Below are 22,553 nucleotides of genomic sequence, written 5' to 3' on the forward strand. Positions count from 1 at the left end.
GATGATCTGATCCCGCCGGACCCCTTTTTCCCGCAAGACCCGGGCCAGCTGGTTGGCCCGTTCATTTAACTCCCGGTAAGTCAACTGTTCTGCTCCAGACACCACGGCCATATGATCCGGTGTTTTCTGCACTTGCTCTTCAAACAGCTGATGGATGGTTTTCTCCCGGGGATAATCAGCTTTTGTATCATTAAACTCCAGCAACAGCTGACGCTTCTCTTCTTCGGAGACGATTTCTATATCTTCCAGCTGAATGTGTGGATTAGCTACGACAAGCTCCGCTACTTTTTTAAAGTGTTTGCAAATGTTCTCGACAAACTCCCGCGAATAGATGAATGGATTAAAACTAAACTTCACCGTTAATTCTTTACCGGGATTGACAAGGACAGTAAAATCGTAGTTCGTCTGTTCAAAAACATCTACATCTATGATTTGGAAGTCAAGCGCTTTCATGCTGTTGTCCAGGGCATCCCTGTCTACAGGATAACTTTCAAAAGCGATAATATGATCAATGAGATCTCCGGATAGTGCCGTATTTACCTGGATATCAGCTAAAGATAAATAATCATACTCTTCTGATTGCAGGGCGGATCGCTGCACCCTTTTGATCAGTTCGCCAAATGTTTCTTTCTCCCGGCTCCGGACCCGCACCGGAATGGTATTGATGAATAAACCTACTATTTTTTCTACATCTTGAATCTCTGATGGCCGTCCGGATACGACCGCGCCAAACACCACATCTCTGGTATTGTTATACTTTTGCAGCAAAACACCCCAGATGGTCTGGAAAACAGTATTTAATGTGACCTGATGCATTCCGGCCAGCCTGGACAATTGATTCGTCAGCCCTGCATCCAGACGGCATATAACCTCTTCTTGGATATTTTTTTCGTTTCCCTTGCGGGCTTGTCTGGGGACGACTGCTGGCCGCTCATAATCCTGTAAATAATTTTTCCAGTATGCACGGGCCCTTTCCTGGTCTTGCTCTTCCAACCACTCTATATAATCACTGTACGGAGCCACTCTTTCCAGTAAAACCGGCTGTCCGTTTACCCGGCGCTGATACATCCGGAACAGATCGTTAAATAAAATTCCGATGCACCAGCCATCAAACAAAATATGATGAAAGCTGCAAATCAGTTGATAACTTTGGGAACCTGATTGTAACAGGGAGAAGCGAATAAGCAGATCGCGGGAGAGATCAAATCTTCTCTCCCGGTCTTTCTGTTTAAATTCTTCAATGCAGATCTGTTTCTCTTTGTCCGTCATGTACGAAAGATCTTTATAAAAGATCCTGGCTTTTCTCTCTTTTAACACCACTTGAAGCGGTTCATTCAAGTTTTCATAAAGAAAAATGGTTCGTAACAAATCGTACTTTTGAATCAGTCCATTCAGGCTTTCTTCCAGGCAGGAGATATTTAACTGACCCTCAATTGAAAGAGTTATTTGCTCAAAATAAGCATGACTTCGTTCATCTTTTAAGCTATGAAACAACATCCCTCTCTGCAAAGGGGACAATCCGTATATATTTTTCAGGTTCCTTCTGTCCACCATCTTTGGCACCCCATTCTTAGTAATCCCTGCTGTTCTCCAATACTTCCAAAACATGATCCAGATCTTCAAAGGTTAACCTTTTTGCAGTAAAATCACTTGGAGTCCATCCTTCTTCATTCTGTTCCATACAATGACGGATACATTGCGACAAGTAATATTTGTAACGATTTATCAAGCCTTCTATCGTTTTCCGCTGGTATACTCGCCGATTGTATGTGAATTCCATCTGCAATGTTTCGTTCGCAACTGCACCGTTGATATCCAATGCGTAAATAGACGTATTTTTAGAACTGATCCGTTCTCCCGCCGGCATAGAAGACAGACTCAGCCCTTCTGCTTGTTGGAGATCTTGATCAAATTGTCCCAGATAGTTAAAACTGATCTCCGGCTGTAATTGAAATGAGATCGATTCTTTTTTGTCCGGGGGAGTCAAATATTTCAGAATGCCGTATCCGACTCCTTTATCAGGGACCTGCCGCAACGTTTCTTTCACTAATTTGATCGTGTAAAACAGATCGTCTGTGTTAAGGTCAAAAACAATTGGATAGGAGGATGTAAACCAGCCTACCGTCCTTGTTATATCCACACCCTGTACAATTTCTTCACGGCCATGCCCCTCCAGGTTGACAGCTACTTTCTCTTCCCCGGTCCACTCTTTGATCGTGAGTCCAAGCGCAGTGAGTAAAAGATCATTCACGTCCGTGTGGTAAGCCCGATGGACATCTGTCAATAACCATTTGGTTTCTTCTGCGGTCAGACTCATGGTGATCGTTTCTGTGTCTTTTAACAGGTTTTTACCGGTTTCCCGCCGATCTTTCGGAAGCGCCGGAACAATCGTTTCCTCTACTTTTTTCCAGTAAGGCAGTTCTTTTAAAAGTTTTTCGCTGTTCGCATACTCCCGTAACCTTTGACTCCACATTTGATAAGAGCTGGTTTTTGGTGGAAGGCTGATCTCCCGATGCTGAATCGCTTGCCGATATCCTGTTGCCAAATCCTCCAATAAAATTCGCCACGAGATGCCGTCAACTACTAAGTGATGGATGATGATAAGGAGATGGTCTCCTTCTGACGTTTTAAACAATCCCGGCTGAATCAAAGGTCCACGGCTTAGGTTCAGGCTTTGTTGTAACCGGTTGGCCTCTCGCTCCACTCGTGCCCGTACATCAATTTCACCCGACAGATCTAACACTTCGAGTGTAAAAAGTTTTCCTTCTGGTGCACGGCTTGTTTGTACTACGGGACCTCTGCCTGAGGAATAAACCATCCGCAATGCATCATGGTGTTCCACAAGTTTATGAAAAACCTGCTCAAGATATTTCTTCTCCCATCCTTCCTTGCTATATAGCATCACCGCCTGATTCCAGTGGTGAGGATGAGCCAGTTCCTGTTCAAAGAACCACTGCTGGATCGGAGTTAACGGAACTTTACCTTCGATGAAACTTTGTTCAACCGCAGTTTGAATCAACTGAACACAGGGAGCCAGATCAAAGATCGTTGGATGCTGGAATAAGTCTTTCATCTCCAGCTTCCGGTTTTGTTTGTGGAGACGTGCAGCGATCTGGATGGCCTTGATGGAGTCTCCGCCGATTTCAAAGAAATTGTCATGGATTCCCACCCGTTCAATGCTCAATACTTCCTGCCAAATCCCCGCGAGCAGCTTTTCGGTTGGATCTGACGGAGCGGCATACTCCACACCTGTCTCCACTCGTCCCAACGGTTCGGGTAAAGCTTTTTTATCCACTTTTCCGTTTGTGGTCAACGGCAGTGTTTCCAGTTCAACAAAATACGATGGGATCATATAATCCGGCAGTGTTTGCCCCAAATGTTGCCGCAGTCCGGAGATATTCCAGTCTCCGTCTGTCACCAGATACGCACACAAGGCGGGGGAACCTTGCTCATCAGTCCGTACGGTCACCACCGCTTCCCGCACCGAAGGATGCTCCAGCAGCCGTGTTTCAATTTCTCCCAGTTCAATCCGGTATCCCCGGATCTTCACCTGGTCATCCATGCGTCCCAGGTATTCCAACTCACCGTTCGGAAGCCGGCGCACCAGATCTCCCGTTCTGTACATCCGTTCTCCCGGAACAAACGGGTTGGGCACAAACCGTTCTTCAGTCAGATCAGGCCGGTTTAAATACCCCCGGGTTACTCCCTCTCCACCGATGTATAATTCGCCTGGTATTCCCACCGGCTGCAATTGCTGATCCCCATCCAGCACATACATGCTCACAGTAGGCAGCGGTCGCCCGATATTGCTGGTATTGGACCGGATCTCCTCTGCTGTGATTTCCTTATAAGTCACATATACCGTTGTCTCTGTCGGGCCGTACATATTGACCAGCCGGGTTTCCGAGTACTTCTCTTTCCACGCTTGAAGCTGAACCGGTGCCAGCGCTTCTCCGGCAAAGATCAGGATGCGAATCTGCAAACCGTGGTCCGCCCTGCCCATCTCTTCATGTGACAACGGATAAAAGGCCGACGGGGTCTGGCACAGAACCGTCACCTGCTCCCGCCGCAGCAGATCCAGCATTTGTCCGGGGTCCCTGGCTGTCATCGCGGGAATGACCACCAGTTTCCCGCCGTTTAATAATGCGCCAAACATTTCCCAGACAGAAACATCAAAGCAGAAGGAATGAAACATCCCCCACACATCATGCTCGCCAAAGTCAAACCGGCTTTGGTCGTTAAACAGCAGCCGCACCACATTGCGGTGTTCCACCATCACTCCCTTGGGTTTTCCCGTCGAACCAGAGGTATAGATCATATAGATCAGGTCATGCGGTGTGTTTACTGTCTCTACATCAGACCCTTCTCCCCGGTATAACTCCCGGTTGTCAATGGCAAGAATCTCTCCGGTATACCCTGATGGAACCTTCACCTGCTGCTGTACCAACAGCCACCGGGCCCCGCTGTCCTCCAACATATACCGAATCCGGTCAGACGGATAGGCCGGATCAATCGGCACATAAGCCCCGCCGGCTTTGAGAATTCCCAGAATTCCCACGATCATTTCCACTGAACGCTCCACCAGAAGGCCGACAAACTCATTGCGTCTGATCCCTTTTTCCCGCAAGGCCCGGGCCAGCTGATTGGCCCGTTCGTTTAACTCCCGGTAGGTCAGCCGTTCCTCTCCAAACACCACCGCCATATGATCCGATGTTTTCCGCACTTGCTCTTCAAACAGCTCGTGGAGAGTTTTCTCCCGGGGATAATCAGCCGTATCATTAAACTCCACCAGCAACTGTTGTTTTTCCGGCTCTGTCAACAGTTCAATATCCGATAAATGGATGTCCCGCTGATCGACAACCTGTTCAAGGATGTGGACAAAATGTTGAGCCATTCTTTCTATAGTGGACCGCTTAAACAGATCTGTACTGTATTCCACGGCAAGCTCAAGGGTTTCCCCTTCAGCAACCGTCCAAGTCAAATCAAATTTGGCCGTCTTCCATTCCAGATCATAAGACCTGAAAGTCAAACCGGGAATTTCCGGCTCAAACAGATCCATATTTTGCATGACAAACAAAGTATCAAACAGCGGATTCCGGCTTAAATCACGGTTGACATCCAATTTCTCCACCAATTCCTCCAGTGGATAATCCGTGTGCTCATAAGCTGCCAAAACCTGCTCTTTCACACTTGCCAAAAACTGCACAAAAGTTTTATGGCGGATTGGATAATTGCGGATTGCCAGGGTATTGACAAACATACCCACAAGCTGTTCCAAATCCGGATGAGGCCGGCCGGCAACCGGAGATCCGACAATCACGTCTTCTTGACCCGTATATTTCATAAGCAGGATATTATAGGAAGCAAGGAGCGTCATATACAGTGTAGCCTTTTGCTCTGCGGCCAGTTGCTTTAACTTCTGTGTCAGTTCATCAGCAAGGGCAAACGTAAATAAATCACCGTTAAACTTTTGAATAGGCGGCCTTAAATAATCCGCGGGCAACTCCAGGACCGGCAGCTCCCCTGAAAACTGGTTTAGCCAGTACTTTTCTTGTTTCTTTATCCGTTCCGTTCCCATAAAACTCTGTTGCCATACTGCATAGTCTTTGTACTGAATCTTGAGCGGCAGAAGGGACTTTCCCTGATAAAGAGAGGCGATCTCTTGATACAAGAGCCCCGTTGATACTCCGTCCGAGACAATGTGGTGCATATCCATCAGCAACAGATGCCGCTCTTCCTCCACGTGAATCAGTCCCACACGAAGCAAAGGAGCCTGACTCAGGTCAAACGGCCGGATCAAGGACTCAATCCGCTTTTTGACATCTTTTTGATCTACCGTGATCTGTATGATTTCCAGCGGCACCTGTGGATGAATTTTTTGCACCAATTCCCCGTTGTTGAAATGGAACGAGGTGCGAAATATCTCATGCCTTTGTACCAGCGATGCAAAAACATTTCGCAAGCGCTCCACATCCAGAGGCCCTTCCACTTCCAGGACCACGGGAATGTTATAACCAGACCCTACATTTTCAAATTCCTGAATCACATATAACCTTTTTTGGCCCGAAGAAACCGGATAAAAATCACGTCTCCCCGCTGGTTCAATTGCTTGATAGCTGTCTCCTTCCGCTTCTTTGATGTAAACAGCCAATTCTTTGATTGTGGGCCAGGAAAATAACTCCCGTAAAGGGATTTCCGGGCCCAGTTCCTTATGAATTCTTGCCGCCAACTTCATGGCTTTAAGAGAATGACCGCCTAGTTCAAAGAAGTTGTCATGGATCCCCACTCGCTCTACTTCCAGCACATCTTCCCAAATCCGGGCCAGAATTGCTTCCGTCTGATTGGTCGGAGCCGTGTATTGTACACCTGTTTGCACTTGTCCTGATGGTTCGGGTAAAGCTTTTTTATCCACTTTTCCATTTGTGGTCAATGGCAGTGTTTCCAGTTCAACCAAATACGACGGGATCATATAATCCGGCAGTGTTTGCGCCAAATGTTGGCGTAATTCGGAATGATCCAATATACCATCCGGGACTACATAAGCACAGAGATCAGCCTGGCTCCGGCCATCTTTACGGGCAGTTACAACCGCTTCTTTCACTGCCGGATGCTTCAGCAGTTGTGCTTCAATTTCCCCCAGTTCAATCCGGTATCCCCGGATCTTCACCTGGTCATCCATGCGTCCCAGGTATTCCAACTCACCGTTCGGAAGCCGGCGTACCAGATCTCCGGTTCTGTACATCCGCTCCCCCGGAACAAACGGGTTGGGCACAAACCGTTCTTCAGTCAGATCAGGCCGGTTTAAATAGCCACGGGACACTCCCTCTCCACCGATGTATAATTCACCCGGTATTCCCACCGGCTGCAATTGCTGATCCCCATCCAGTACATACATGCTCACAGTAGGCAGCGGTCGCCCGATATTGCTGGTATTGGACCGGATCTCCTCTGCTGTGATTTCCTTATAAGTCACATATACCGTTGTCTCTGTCGGGCCGTACATATTGACCAGCCGGGTTTCCGGGTACTTCTCTTTCCACGCTTGAAGCTGAACCGGTGCCAGCGCTTCTCCGGCAAAGATCAGGATACGAATCTGCAAACCGTGGTCCGCCCTGCCCATCTCTTCATGCGACAACGGATAAAAGGCCGACGGGGTCTGGCACAGAACCGTCACCTGTTCCCGCCGCAGCAGATCCAGCATTTGTCCGGGGCCCCTGGCTGTCATCGCGGGAATGACCACCAGTTTCCCGCCGTTTAATAATGCACCAAACATTTCCCAGACAGAAACATCAAAGCAGAAGGAATGGAACATCCCCCACACATCATGTTCGCCAAAGTCAAACCGGCTTTGGTCGTTAAACAGCAGCCGCACCACATTGCGGTGTTCCACCATCACTCCCTTGGGTTTTCCCGTCGAACCGGAGGTATAGATCATATAGATCAGGTCATGCGGTGTGTTTACTGTCTCTACATCAGACCCTTCTCCCCGGTATAACTCCCGGTTGTCAATGGCAAGAATCTCTCCGGTATACCCTGATGGAACCTTCACCTGCTGCTGTACCAACAGCCACCGGGCTCCGCTGTCCTCCAACATATACCGAATCCGCTCAGACGGATAGGCCGGGTCAATCGGTACATAAGCCCCGCCGGCTTTGAGAATTCCCAGAATTCCCACGATCATTTCCACTGAACGCTCCACCAGAAGACCGACAAACTCATTGCGTCTGATCCCTTTCTCCCGCAAGGCCCGGGCCAGCTGATTGGCCCGTTCGTTTAACTCCCGGTAGGTCAGCCGTTCCTCTCCAAACACCACCGCCATATGATCCGGTGTTTTCTCCACTTGCTCTTCAAACAGCTGATGGATGTTTTTCCCTCGTGGGTAATTGGCTTCCGCATCATTAAACTCCACCAGCAACTGTTGTTTTTCCTGTACGGACACAATCTCTATCTCTTCTACAGGTATATGGGGGTTGGCAACAACAAGTTTTACAACCTGCTGCAAATGGTTAAACATGGTCTGCACAAACTTCGGCGAATAAACTTCTTTATTAAAAATAATTTTTACAGATAATGCTTCATCAGGATAAACAATCACGTTAAAGTCATAATTGGTCTGTTCAAAGGCATCCATATTGGTGATTACAAAACCGAGTTCTTCACTATTTTGATCAAAGGTTTCCTTGTCTAACGGATAACTTTCAAATGCAATAATGTGATCCATCAAGTTGCCCTGCGAGGACGTATTTGCTTGAATATCAGCCAGGGAAAGGTACTGGTACTGCTCCGATGCGAGGGCTGATTGCTGTACATTCTTTACCAGATCAATAAATGGAGCATGCTCCCGGCTATCAACTCGGACTGGAACGGTATTAATAAATAAACCGACAATTTTTTCCACATTGCGTATTTCTGCTGGTCTTCCAGAGACAACCGCGCCAAAAACCACATCTTTGGTACGGTTATATTTTTGCAGCAAAATGCCCCAGATTGCTTGAAAAACATTATTCAGTGTGACCCGCTGGGTTCGGGCCCAGTTTGACAACTCCCGGATCAACCGGGGATCGAAACGGAATACAATTTTTTCATGGACACAGTCCGGATATTCCTTCTTCACCCCCTGACGCGGGATTCCGGAGAGCTGCTCATATCCTTGTAAATATGTTCTCCAGTATGTACGTGCTTCTTCATCATCTTGTCCGGCTAACCACTTAATGTACTGACTATATGGGGTCACTCTTTCGATCAGTATCGGTTTATTGTCTATACATTGCCGATACATATTCAGCCAATCCCTTAAAAGCAGCCCAAGACACCAGCCATCCATCAGGATATGATGAAAACTCCAGATCATTTGGAAACGATTGGATTCTGTTTTTAGCAGGGAAAAACGAATGAGAAGATCTTTAGAGAGATCAAATCCCTTCTCCCGATCGCGCTGTTTGAACTCTTCAAGGAAGGCAGACTTTTCCTGTTCTTCCATGCAGGAGATGTCTTTGAAGTAGAGTGTCCCGGTTCTCTCCTTTAAAACGATTTGGATTGGCTCACTAAAATTTTTATGAAAAAAAGCAGTACGTAAAATATCATATTTCTGAATTAAGCCATTAAGGCTTTCTTCAACACGGAAAACATCCAACCGCCCTTCAATGGAAAACATGATTTGTTGAAAGTAAGCCGGGTCAGTGGGAGCTTTTAAATGATGAAACAGGATTCCTTTTTGAAGAGGAGATAGCTCATACAGATCTTGAATGTTTCTTTTATCGATCATATAGCAAACACCCCGGTCATCGTTTTCAAATGGGAAACGGGGAACCGTTTCCCATTCATTCTAAGGTTTCAAGAAATTCTTCCCATTCCTCCAGGCTTAGTTTACTGGCACTAAAATCACTGGGGGTCCGGGTGGATTCTTCCTGCTTCAGGCAATGATCTATAATTCTGAGCAGGTAATACTTGTAACGAAGGACCAGCCTTTCAATCGTTTTCCGGTGATAAACGAGCTGATTGTAACAAAAGCTGAATTCCATTCTCCCTTCTACCACCAACCCATTAATCTCTAATGGATAAGTGGGAGTAAGGGGGTTAAAACAATCCCCGATTGGAGCGGTGGCTGAGTCAAAGCCACCGATTTGCATATATTGGTCAAACTGTCCAAGATAGTTAAAGCTAATTTCCGGATGCAAGCGGAAAACCATTGATTTTTTCTGTTCCGGATCGGTCAAGTATTTCAGGATCCCATAACCGATCCCTTTATTGGGTACTTGCCGCAAGGTTTCTTTAACCGACTTGATGGCACGGGGTAACTCACTTGATTTCAAATCAAATACTACCGGGTAAACAGAGGTAAACCAGCCGATCGTTCGTGTGAGATCCATTCCCTTGATGATCTCTTCCCGTCCGTGTCCCTCCAAGTGTACGGCAACCAGATTCTGGCGGGTCCATTCCTGAATGGTCAATCCCAGTGCGGTGAGCAGCAAATCATTGATTTCAGTAAGGTAAGCCCGATGAACATGGGTAAGCAGTTGGTTCGTTTTTTCCTCTGTCAGACTGATCCTGATCGTATCGCTGTCTTTAAGCAAATAGGAACGAATCCCGTCCCGGTCTTTGGGAAGTTCAGGAACAACCATCTGCTCCACTTCTTGCCAGTAATCAAGTTCCTTTAATAATTCCTTCCCGTTGGCGTATTCTGTCAGCTTTTTTGCCCATGTTTGGAAAGAGGTCGTTTTCGCCGGCAGGAGGATTTCTTCTTGCTTTAATGCATATTGATAAGCTGTTGCAAAATCTTCCAACAGGATGCGCCAGGATACTCCATCCACAACAAGGTGGTGAATGATGATCAGCAAATAATTTCCTTCCCCGGTCAGGAACAATGCGAGCCGCACCAGTGGGCCCTGCTCTAAACAGATGCTCCGCTGCAACTTATTTGCTTCCCGTTCCATCTGCGCTCGTACATCAGCTTCCCGGGTGAAATCAAACACTTGTAGAGTGAAGTGTTCTTCTCCGACTCCCCGAATTTGCTGCACCAAAGGTTGTTTTTGCCGGGAATAAACCATTCTTAGCACATCATGATGCTCGACCAGTTTTTGAAAAGCTTGTTGAACTGCTTTATGATCCCAATTTTCCCGGCTGTGTAGCATTACTGCCTGGTTCCAATGGTGGGATTGGCTCATCTTTTGTTCAAAAAACCATTGCTGAATCGGGGTTAACACCACTTCCCCGGTAATGATTCCCTGCTCAGCTACTGTCTGGTTCATCTTTACAAAGGGAGCTAATTCAGAAATCGTTGGATACTGGAATAAATCATTCATATTCAATTTCCGATTATAATGGTAGAGTCGTGCAGCAACCTGTATTGCTTTTATCGAATCGCCGCCTAATTCAAAAAAGTTATCATGAATACCCACACGTTCAACCTTTAAAGCTTCCTCCCAAATTTGAACAAGAATTTCCTCTGTCCGGTTCGTTGGTGCCGCATATTGCGACTTGGTCATCATTCGTTCCCCCGGATTGGGAAGTGCTTTTCGATCCACTTTTCCATTTGCTGTAATCGGGAACTCCTTAACTTCCAGAAAATACGAAGGAATCATGTAATCCGGCAATATCAGACCAAGATGTTGGCGTAACCCGGAGATGGTCCATTCTCCTTGGACAACCACATAGGCACACAGATAAGATTCGCCTTGATCATCTGCATGTGCCATCACAACGGCTTCCCTGACTGCATGATGTTTGAGCAGTTGTGCTTCTATTTCCCCCAGTTCAATCCGATAGCCGCGAATCTTCACCTGATCATCGATCCGGCCCAGATACTCAATATTTCCGTCGGGCAGCCATCGGGCTAAATCACCTGTCCGATACATTCGCTCGCCGGGAACAAAAGGATTAGGCACAAATTTCTCCGACGTCAATCCGGGTCGATTTAAATAGCCCCGCGCCAGGCTCTCTCCGCTGATACATAATTCTCCGGTCACTCCGACCGGTTGCAGTTGCCGGTTGCCATTTAATATATACACATGATTATTGGCAATCGGGCGGCCAATCGGAAGCACGGTTGCATATGGATCCACCTGGCAACAGGTCGTCACCACCGTATTTTCCGTAGGTCCATAATTGTTCACGATACGATAGTTTTTTGCCTGAACCCGGTGTAACTGATCTCCCCCTACCAGCAATGTCCGGAGCGACCGGTTATCCAACTCCATAAACTGTTCGGACAACTGGGTTGGCAAAAAACTGATCGTAATTCCGTGTTCCTCGTAGTATTGGTTTAAGGCTTTCAAATCATAGTGAATCCCGTCTTCAATCACATAGATGGAGGCACCTGCAAGCAGATAGGGAAAAATCTCCCATACTGATGCATCAAAGCCGAATCCGGCAAATTTTGTGCTTCGGTCCTGTTCTGTTACTTGATAGTACCGATTATGCCATGTAGCAAGGTTGACCAAAGAGTGATGTTCAACCATGACCCCCTTAGGCTGGCCCGTCGATCCCGAAGTGTAGATCACGTACGCCAAGTCATGCGGCCGATTCACTTTTTCCAGGTTGGAGCCTTTCCCTTGCTGCCATTTTTCATCATCGATCACCCATCGTTCCCCCGTATATCCTTCGGGAATCTTTATATGTTTCTGAGTCAGTAACAGCCGCGATCCGCTGTCCTCCAGCATCTGATTGATGCGCTCGGACGGATATTTGGGATCGATCGGTAAGTAAGCTCCACCCGCTTTGAGAATGCCCAAAATCCCGACAAACATGTCCAGGGAACGGTCCACTAAAATACCTGCGATTTGTTCCCGCTTAATGCCCTTTTCGCGCAAGACCCTGGCCAATTGATTTGCCCTGGTATTTAATTGTCGGTAGGTGAGTTGCTTTTCCCCAAACACTACCGCAATATTTTCCGGAGTTTTTTCCACCTGCTCCTCAAACAGTTCATGAATCGTCTTCTCCCGCGGATAATAAGCAGCCGTATCATTAAACTCCATCAATAACTGATGCCTCTCCGACTCTGTTACCAGTTCAACCTCAGACAGGCTAAGCTGCGGTTGATCAGCAATCTGTTCCAGGATATGAGTGAAATGGCTGATCATTCGTTCTACAGTGGTCCGCCGAAACAAACAAGTATTGTATTCCACTGAAAATTGAAGTGTTTCCTTTTCCACCGCTTCCCAGGTTAAATCAAACATAGCTTTTTTCCATTCCCATTCATAGGGGGTGATGGTCAATTCCGGAATGGAGATCCCGGGTATATCCATATTTTGCAAAACAAATGCTGTGTCAAACAATGGATTTCGGCTTAAGTCCCGCCGGGCATCCAGCTTTTCCACCAGCTCATCAAACGGATAATCTGCATGTTCATGCGCTTGATAAACCTGCTCTTTGACACTTGCCAGAAACTCACAAAAAGTTTGGTTGCCGGTTACATTACTTTTTAGAACCAAGGTATTGACAAACATGCCAAATACAGGTTCAAAATCGGCATGGGAACGTCCGGCAACCATGGTTCCCACAACGATATTTTCTTGATCCGTATACTTAGATAAAAAAAGCTGGTAGGAAGCCAGAAGGGTCATATAAAGAGTGACACCTTGCTTTGTTCCCAGTTGCTTGATCTTGCGGGTCAGATCAGGACATAGCTTAAACTCAAGTTTTTCACCTGTGAACTGTTGAACAGGAGGACGGGGATGATCAGCAGGCAGCTCCATGGCCGTCAAGCCCCCTGACAATTGCTTAAGCCAGTATTTCTCTTGTTCTTTAAACCGTTCCGTTTGCATCAAATGTTGTTGCCACACCGCATAGTCTTTGTATTGGACCCTGAGTTCCGGCAAAGACTTCCACTGATAAAGCAGCCCGATTTCCCGGTGGAGAATTCCCATTGATACTCCATCCGAGATAATGTGGTGCATATCGATCACCAACACATGCCGCTCTTCCTCCATCTTAATCAGCCCGACACGAAATAAGGGAACCCGGTTGAGATCGAATGGGCGTATAAAAGATTCTATAAGCCTATTCACTTCTTCTTCATTTGCTGCCTCCATTTTCGTAATATTCACATGAACCCACGGATGAATTTTTTGCATCAATTCCCCCCCCACAAAGTGGAAGGAGGTGCGAAGAGCCTCATGTCTTTCAACAAAGGAGGCAAAGGCTGATTGTAAACGATCAATGTCCAGCGGACCCTTTACTTCAACAATTGAAGGAGTATGATAGGTGCAACCAATCCCCTCTAACTGCTGCATAACATACAACCGTTTTTGGGCGGAGGAAACGGGATAAAAGTCTCTTTTCCCTGCCGGTTCAATCGTTTCAAACGCCTGACCTTCCCAATTGTTGATATAATCGGCTAATTCCTGAATCGTCGGACTTGCAAAAACCTCCCGTACAGATAGTTTGACTCCAAAACCTTTCTGAATCCGCGCTGCCAGCATCATCGCTTTGAGAGAATGTCCGCCCAGCTCCAGGAAATGATCATGAATGCCCACATGTTCAATTCCCAGTACATCCCGCCACATACCGGCTAATATTTTCTCCGTCGAAGTCGTTGGTGCCACATAGGCTGCACCTGTTTCAACTCGCTCCCCCGGCTCAGGCAATCTCTTTTTATCCACTTTGCCGTTTGCGGTCAGCGGCATCGTTTGCAACTCCACAAAACAGGACGGAACCATGTAATCGGGCAGTGTCCGGGCCAGATGGTGACGCAGCTCGTTTACGTTCCAATCTCTGTTCACAACCGCATAGGCACAAAGATAAGGAGCGCCCTGTTTATCAGTACGGGCCGTTACAACCGCCTCCTGCACTGTCTCATGATTGAGAAGCTGTGTTTCAATTTCTCCCAATTCAATTCGATAGCCACGGATTTTCACCTGGTCATCGATGCGCCCAAGATATTCAATGCGTCCGTCAGGAAGCCAACGCACCAGATCTCCCGTTTTATACATTCGCTCGCCGGGGGCAAAGGGATCCGGAACAAACTTTTCTGCTGTTAACTCCGGGCGGTTCAGGTACCCGCGAGCCAAACTTTCCCCGGCAATGCATAACTCACCCGGCACCCCAATCGGTTGCAACCGATAATGCCTGTTTAAAATGTAAACACAGTTATTGGCAATCGGGCGTCCGATCGGAAGCACAGATAATCGCGAATCTACCGGACCACTCGTCGTTACAACGGTATTTTCTGTTGGTCCGTAATTATTTACGATGAGATAATTCTTATCCCGGACCCGGTGCAAATGGTCTCCACCGACCAACAGGACCCTTAATGAGCGGTTCTCCAGTTCCATAAACAGTTCCGCCAGCTGGGTTGGTAAGAAGCTGATGGTGATTCCCTGTTCCTCATAATACTGATTTAAGGCTTCCAAATCGTGACGGAGAGGTTCCGGAATAATATATACTGAAGCACCTGTGATCAGATAAGGGAAGATCTCCCATACCGAAGCGTCAAATCCGACTCCGGCAAGCTTGGTGCTCCTGTCTTGCGGCGTTACCTGATAGTAGCGGTTATGCCATGAAGCCAGGTTCATGAGTGAGCGGTGTTCAACCATCACTCCTTTGGGATTACCCGTTGAACCCGATGTATAGATGACATACGCCAAATCACGAGATTGATTAATCTTATCAAGGTTGGAAGACTCTTCTCCGTCCCAGGCTTCATCCAGTGACAGAATCTCGCCCGAATAATCTTCCGGGACCGGCATCCGCCGTTCGCCCGTGAGCAGAAGCCTTGTACCGCTGTCCCTCAGCATGTAAGCGATTCGCTCGGCCGGATACCGGGGATCAATGGGCAAATATGCCCCGCCTGCTTTGAGAATCCCTAAAATCCCCGTGAACATGGCCAGGGAATTCTCCACTAACAGCCCCACAATCTCTTCACGTTGAACCCCTTTTTTCCGTAAGATTCGTGCCAATTGGTTCGCCTGTTTGTTTAGCTCCCGGTACGTGAGCATCTGCTCCCCGGACACCACCGCGATATTTTCCGGTGTTTTCGCTACCTGTTCCTCAAACAGTTCATGAATTGTTTTTTCCCGGGGGTATACGGCCTCTGTATGATTAAACTCGGTCAATAATTTGAACTTTTCTGTTTCAGTCACAATTTCCAGATCATCTGCAGGGTGATTCGGATAAGCAACCACAAGACTTATGATCTGCTGAAAGTGTTCAGCCATTGTTTCCACAAATTCGGGTGAATACACAAGATTGTTGAAAGTGAATTTTACAACAAATTCTTCACCAAGGCGGACACGTACCTGAAAGTCATAGTGAGCCTGTTCAAAAATTTGAATATCCGTAACCTTTAGCTCAGGAGCACCGGGGACTTTCCTGGTGTTCACCGTCCCTTTCTCCACTGGAACAGCTTCAAAGGCGATGATATGATCAACAAGATGATCGGAAAAACATGTACTCTCCTCAATATCGGCGAGAGACAGACATTTGTGACTCTCAAACGCCCGTACCGCCTGATCAACCTTTTTTAACAGATTTACAAACGTCTCTCTCTGTTCACTCCTGACCCTGACCGGTGCCGGATTCACAAATAATCCTGCCACTTTTTCCGTAACTGCACCTGCTGGCAGGCACTCGGACACCATTGTGCCGAAAACCACATCTTCCGAATTGCTATACCTTTGCAACAAAATACCCCAGACTGTTTGAAAAGCGGAGGCCAGGCTCACTTGATACTTTTCCGCCAGTTCCGACAGTTTATTTGTTAAATCTGTATCCAGTTGAAAAACGAGCTCTTCCATTCTTTGATTTGAGTTGTTCCCATCTGCTCTTCGTTGTATCGGAATGCTTGCCAACTGTTCATAACCATGCAAATATTTTTTCCAATATTGGCGGGTTCCCTCTTTATTATGCTCTGTGATCAACTCAAAGCTTTTACCGGATGGAGATTTTTCCGCGAAAAAAGTTTGCCGGGAATCTCTCTGCCCATATAGTTCAAATAACTTTCTGATTAAAATCCGCAGGCTCCATTCATCCAGCCGAGTCCAGTGATAACTGCAAATAAGGGAATAGCGATCATGATCTGTTTGCAAAACGGAGAAACGGATGAAAGGTTCGTAAGGATCACCAAAGCCTTTTTCCCGATCATTTCTTTTAAAATTTTCTATGAACCGCTCTTTCTGTTCATCGGCTAAACAAGAAATATTTTTAAAAAAAGCGTTTATTTTCCTTTTCTTGCGCAAAAAATATTCCCTCAAAACATCATTTGTATAAAACAATAAATTCAAACTGTTATTAAATGATATAATATCAAATCGCCCTTGAAGGTGCAGTACCACCTGCCTCAGATCAGCATCATTTTTTTGATAAATCATCTGAGAACCCACAGCTTTTTGTGATGATAATAAATAAACAAGATGATTATTTTTCAACCCTAAGACCTCCAACCATCGAAAAAATAAGTTTGTTTATAACACAATCTGATCGCTTGATCTTTTTTATATGGCGGATCGGAACATTCCCTAAAAATTAAATTACTTTGACAGTTATGAGAATATAATCTTAAAATAGGGATCTATTTACCAAATTAGCTTATAACAACTTTATTGGTTAAAATATACATTTCAATATATAAAAAACCAACTAGATAAAGATACTTTCATCTCCCATCAACATTTTTATATCAAAAACCAACCTAAAGCCAGAAAAATATAAACGAATAACATGCGGTTTATAAATAAAAATCATAAAATACCATGTTTTCAGAGTCATACACATAATTAATCAATTTAAATTTTATTATATACTCCGAAAAATATCGTATGAAAAAGAACATCAATTGTCAATACGAGAGAGGATAATCATTAATTTACATTAAAGTCGGATAATTCCGATTTTATTCTTAAACCATGTTTTACTAAAAAGAAAGTGGTTTAAAAGTTTTACAATCCAAGCCACGTGCTTCCTTTATTGAGCAGAATAACCCCCTTAATTTTTCATCAGAAAAATAAGGGGGTTGGCACTCTGTTCGACAAGGAAATTTTTATACAAAACGGGTTCCGGACAACCAGTACCCACCGTCCATGGTTATGCACTCTCCATTGATATACCCGGCTTCTTCAGATAATAGAAAACGTGCCAGGGCGGCAATCTCATCAGGCTGTCCCAATCGCTTCAATGGAATGGAATGTTTCAGAGCCTGATACACCTTCTCATCAGCGATCAGCTTCGCCGCTCCCCCGGTATTTTCAATCGCACCGGGTGCAATACAGTTCACACGGATTCCGTATCTGCTCCCCCACTCGACGGCGAGCGATTGGCTCATCGCCAATACACCGGCTTTCGCAGACGCGGAGTGAACAACACCGGCGGCACCTGTCCACGCATAGGTAGCAACAATATTGAGAATAGAGCCTTTTTGGCCGTTGGCGATCCAGTCTTTTGCAACCGTTTGGGAACAGTACCAGGTTCCGTTTAATACAATATTGATCACGGAATGCCATCCGTTATATGTAAGATCTTCCGCAGGGACAATAAAGTTTCCTGCCGCATTATTCACTAAGTGATCAATGCGCCCGAATTTTTCTTTTGTTTGCCTGACCATGTCTTCTACCTGACTGATCTCTCGCACATCCATCGAAACAGTAAAAACCTGCCCGTCCAGCGACTCCATCTCTGCTTTCGCTGCTTGCAATCGCTCCCGGTTGCGGCCGGAGATCACAACATTGGCCCCCTCCCGGCAAAGGCGTTTGGCAATTGCCTTGCCCATTCCGCTGCTTCCGCCCGTTACAATTACCGTTTTTCCTCTCATCGCTCCCGCCCCTTTTTTGAACATTCAATATTCATTAATGAATCAAAATACATCTCTATTTTCAGCTTAACTTTTTTTACCTCATGTTGTCAACTCTTTCACCCGATAACAACCACCTGTTGGATCTCATCGGGAAGATTTGAATCCCTTCTCGCAAAAAAGCGGGATATGATAACTGATTTATCCTTTCGATTCAAGTTTTTTATTTTCAGGAGAAGGGAAATATGTTGATCACCACTTTAACCTGCGGACAGGGATTCCGTACATAGCGGCGAGTTGCTTCAACTCTTCCCATACTTCATCAGACAGAGAGATTCCCGAATGCAACGTTTCTAAATATCTTTGATATCTCCGTTCGCCGGGGTAATAAATTTCGTCTGCATCCCCGGCTTTCGGGGCCGATTTCAGCTCTTCCACAAATTGCTCAACCCGCCGGTAATATCCCTCCATCGGCATCCAGTGGGGGATATGCAACAAGAAGAAAGTATGCCCTACATTTGCCTTCTTTGCCTTGTCATCATAGATATTTTGTACATGGGGCCCAAAGGCTGCCCCGCTCAATACTCCGGTCAATAGTTCAATCGCGGTGGCCAGCGCATACCCTTTCGCACCCCCAAACGGGAGAACAGCACCGCTGAGAGCCTCCTTCGCATCAGTCGTTATCAGTCCTTCCCGATCTACGGCCCAACCGGCCGGAATTTTTTCCCCCTGTTTAGCAGCCAGTATTATTTTCCCCCTTGCGGCCACACTTGTTGACATATCAACAATAATGGGGGGAGAGGTTCTGGCCGGAAAACCGAATGCAATCGGATTGGTCCCGAGAAATGCTTTTTTTCCGCCTGTCGGAACAATTCCCGGCGGAGAATTGGTCATACCGATCAGAATAATCTCTTCTTTACACGCGATCCGGCAGTAGTAAGAGGCGGTGCCATTATGATTGCTGTTACGAACAGCTATAGCAGCAATCCCCTCTTGTTTGGCGAGAGGAATCGCAGCTTGAATGGCCCGAAAAGTGACAACGTGCCCGAGACCGTTTCCACCGTCAACCTTTAGGACATTTCCTGCCCGCTCGATGTGGATATTCGGATTTGTTTCGATTCTTTTTTCCATCATTCGCCTGGCATAGATGGACAGGCGGCTGATCCCGTGACTGCTGATTCCCTCCAGGTCAGCCTGTACCAGAGCATCCGCTACTACAGCGGCGTCCTCTTGAGGTACACCGATACTCTCAAGGATGTGAACGGCCAGGTTGATTAATTCTTGTGGTTGATAATTTGGCATATCCCTTTTTCCACCCCAATCATCTATGATTATTCAGAGTAAACAAGAAATTTTCTTCCTCCCCTTCATCCAATTTCAACAAATAATCCGTTACGAAAAGATTATATATTTTATATTATTTAATTATTCAATCCAGCAGTCCGCACAGGAAATGTAAAACAAAAAACCCCGCTGGTAAAGCGGGGCCCTTCATTCTCTATTTATTTTTCCCAGCGCAATACTGGCTTTCTGGCTGCAGTCACCTCGTCCAGCCGTTTAACTACCGTATGGTGGGGGGCTTCCTGGACGATTTCCGGATTTTCTTCAGCTTCCTTTGCGATTTGAATCATCACGTCAATAAAGTGATCTAATGTTTCTTTGCTTTCCGTTTCAGTTGGTTCGATCATCAGACATTCATCAACAATAAGTGGGAAGTAAATCGTCGGCGGATGGAAACCGAAATCCAACAGGCGCTTCGCCATATCAAGGGTACGGACGCCAAGCTTTTTCTGGCGGTTTCCGGACAAAACAAATTCGTGTTTGCAATGTTGCTTAAATGGCAATTCAAAATACGGCTCCAGCCTTCTCATCATATAGTTGGCGTTGAGAACAGCATTTTCAGATACCTGGCGCAGCCCATCCGGCCCCATGGTGCGAATATAGGCGTAGGCCCGAACCAGAATGCCAAAATTGCCGTAGTATGCTTTCACGCGTCCGATCGAGTTGGGCATGTCATATTCGAGAACATATTTGCCTTCTTCTGTTTTAGCTACCAACGGTTTGGGCAAGAAAGGAGCAAGCTCTTGTTTGACGCCGACCGGACCTGAACCGGGACCACCGCCTCCGTGTGGAGTGGTAAAGGTTTTGTGCAGATTCAAATGAACCACATCAAAGCCCATATCTCCCGGGCGGGCAATTCCTAAGATGGCGTTTGCGTTGGCTCCGTCATAATAGAGAAGCCCGCCCGCTTCGTGAACCAGGTCCGCAATCACTTTAATTTCCTCTTCAAACAGACCGAGTGTGTTGGGATTGGTAAGCATCAAAGCGGCTGTATCGTCACCCAGCACTTTTTGCAGTTCTTCCACATCGACCAGGCCTTTTTCGTTGGAAGGGATGGTGATTGTTTTAAAGCCGGCTACTGTGGCGCTCGCCGGGTTGGTTCCGTGAGCGGAATCGGGAACAATCACTTTATTGCGTCCGGACTCCCCGCGGCTCTCATGATAGGCACGAATCATCATCAGCCCGGTCCATTCCCCTTGTGCACCGGCAGCGGATTGTAAGGTAACTTGATCCATCCCGGTAATTTCAGCAAGATCCCGTTGCAATTCGTAAAGAAGTTGCAACGCACCTTGAACCGTTTCTTCCGGCTGATAGGGATGAATGTTCGCAAACCCCGGAAAACGCGCTACATCTTCGTGCACTTTTGGATTGTATTTCATCGTGCAGGAACCGAGAGGATAAAATCCGTTGTCAACACCATGGTTCCGCCGGGAAAGTTCAGTATAATGACGCATTAAATCCAGTTCCGATACTTCCGGAAGTTCTGCCGGCTGTTCACGCAGCAGTTCTTTTGGCAAGACATCTGTCTCCGGGACATCGGACTCCGGCAAGCTGTAGGCGACACGCCCTGGTTGGCTCATTTCAAAGATGAGTGCTTTTTGTTTGCTCACAGTAGACCCTCCAATACTTCAGCCAACTGATCAATCTCCTCTTTGGTACGCACTTCTGTCACTGCAATCAACATATGTCCGGCGAGTTCCGGGTAGTTGCGCTCCAAATCATATCCACCGATGATACCTGCTTTGAGCAGATGTTCATTAACTTCCCGGACCGGGCGATGCAGCTTGACAACAAACTCGTTAAAGAACGGGCCGTCAAAAGCGGATTCCACTCCATTTACTTGCAAGAGGCGTTTTTTCGCATAATGAGCTTTTTGGATGTTCAGGCGGGCTACATTCTGCATTCCCTGTTTTCCCAGGGCTGACATGTACACCGCAGCCGCCAGGGCGTTGAGAGCCTGATTGGAACAAATATTGGATGTCGCTTTATCGCGGCGAATATGCTGTTCCCTTGCCTGCAGGGTGAGAACAAATCCGCGTACACCCTCTTCATCCACAGTCTGGCCGACGATCCGTCCCGGAATCCGGCGCATCAATGCTTTGGTGGTTGCAAAGTAACCACAGTGGGGACCGCCAAACGATTGGGCAATTCCCAACGGCTGGGCATCGCCGACAACGATGTCCGCCCCGTATGCACCGGGTGGTTTCAGAAGACCCAGCGAAAGCGGATTGGCACTGACAATAAACAATCCTTTATGCGCATGAGCTATTTTTTCAACCCTTGCCAGATCTTCGATATTACCGAAGAAGTTTGGAGATTGTACGATTACGGCAGCTGTTTCCTCATCAGCAGCCTCTCTCAACTGATCCGGATCTGTGACCCCATTTTTGTACGGAACCTCCACAACAGTAAGTCCCAAACCTTTTGCACTGGTCGTCAATATTTCACGTGCCTCCGGATGTACCGCACGTGAGACAACGATTTTCTTTTTGCGGGAAGCCGCTGAAGCCATAGCGGCTGCTTCTGCGAGAGCCGTCGGTCCATCATACATGGAAGAATTGGCGACATCCATACCGGTCAGTTCGCAAATCATGGTCTGAAACTCAAAGATCGCCTGCAATTCTCCCTGGCTGATTTCAGGCTGGTATGGAGTATAGGCTGTATAGAATTCCGACCGGGAAATCACGTGGTTGACCACACTGGGAATGTGGTGTTCATACACCCCTGCACCGAGAAAAGAGGTGTACCGGTTATGAGAAGCGTTTTTGCCTGCCAGGCGGTTCATGTGACGAACCAGTACAGGTTCGGCCATTGGCTCAGGGATATTCAATTTTCCTTTAAAACGGACATTTTCCGGGATTTCAGCGAACAATTCTTCCACCGATTGGACACCGATGGTTGACAACATCTCTTTCCGGTCCTGCTCTGTCATCGGCAAGTAACGAAATTTCATACCTTCATCCTCCCACAGTTGATCTGCTGTCTGTATTTG

7 protein-coding genes are annotated in these 22,553 nt (G+C 46.7%); all 7 read right to left on the reverse strand.

Annotated features, from left to right (window positions below):
* Positions 1–1,554, reverse strand: a 1,554-nt coding sequence (locus tag I8U27_RS14825) for a condensation domain-containing protein (RefSeq protein ID WP_198065888.1), incomplete at its 3' end; no start/stop codon positions are given.
* A gap of 16 nt (positions 1,555–1,570) precedes the next feature.
* Positions 1,571–9,265, reverse strand: coding sequence for a non-ribosomal peptide synthetase (locus I8U27_RS14830; protein ID WP_198065889.1), 7,695 nt, complete (start codon positions 9,263–9,265; stop codon positions 1,571–1,573).
* A 55-nt stretch (positions 9,266–9,320) separates the two neighbouring features.
* Positions 9,321–16,805 (reverse strand): non-ribosomal peptide synthetase, encoded by a 7,485-nt coding sequence (locus I8U27_RS14835; RefSeq protein ID WP_232345535.1) that lies wholly within the window; start codon positions 16,803–16,805, stop codon positions 9,321–9,323.
* Positions 16,806–17,473: 668 nt separating this feature from the next.
* Entirely contained in the window at positions 17,474–18,241 is a 768-nt protein-coding gene (fadH, locus tag I8U27_RS14840; protein ID WP_181753457.1) for a 2,4-dienoyl-CoA reductase, read from the reverse strand.
* 231 nt (positions 18,242–18,472) lie between these two features.
* Positions 18,473–19,522, reverse strand: coding sequence for an Ldh family oxidoreductase (locus tag I8U27_RS14845; RefSeq protein ID WP_181753459.1), 1,050 nt, complete (start codon positions 19,520–19,522; stop codon positions 18,473–18,475).
* Positions 19,523–19,722: 200 nt separating this feature from the next.
* Positions 19,723–21,171 carry an aminomethyl-transferring glycine dehydrogenase subunit GcvPB gene (gene gcvPB, locus I8U27_RS14850; protein WP_181753461.1) on the reverse strand — a complete coding sequence of 483 codons (1,449 nt, stop codon included), beginning with the start codon at positions 21,169–21,171 and terminating at the stop codon, positions 19,723–19,725.
* Positions 21,168–22,514: an aminomethyl-transferring glycine dehydrogenase subunit GcvPA gene (gene gcvPA, locus I8U27_RS14855; RefSeq protein WP_181753463.1), complete on the reverse strand. Its 1,347-nt coding sequence runs from the start codon at positions 22,512–22,514 to the stop codon at positions 21,168–21,170. Before gcvPA ends, gcvPB begins: the two co-directional genes overlap by 4 nt.
* Between the last annotated feature and the right edge of the window lie 39 nt (positions 22,515–22,553).

The sequence above is a fragment of the Paenactinomyces guangxiensis genome (assembly GCF_016055185.1).
Classification (GTDB): Bacteria; Bacillota; Bacilli; order Thermoactinomycetales; family Thermoactinomycetaceae; genus Paenactinomyces; species Paenactinomyces guangxiensis.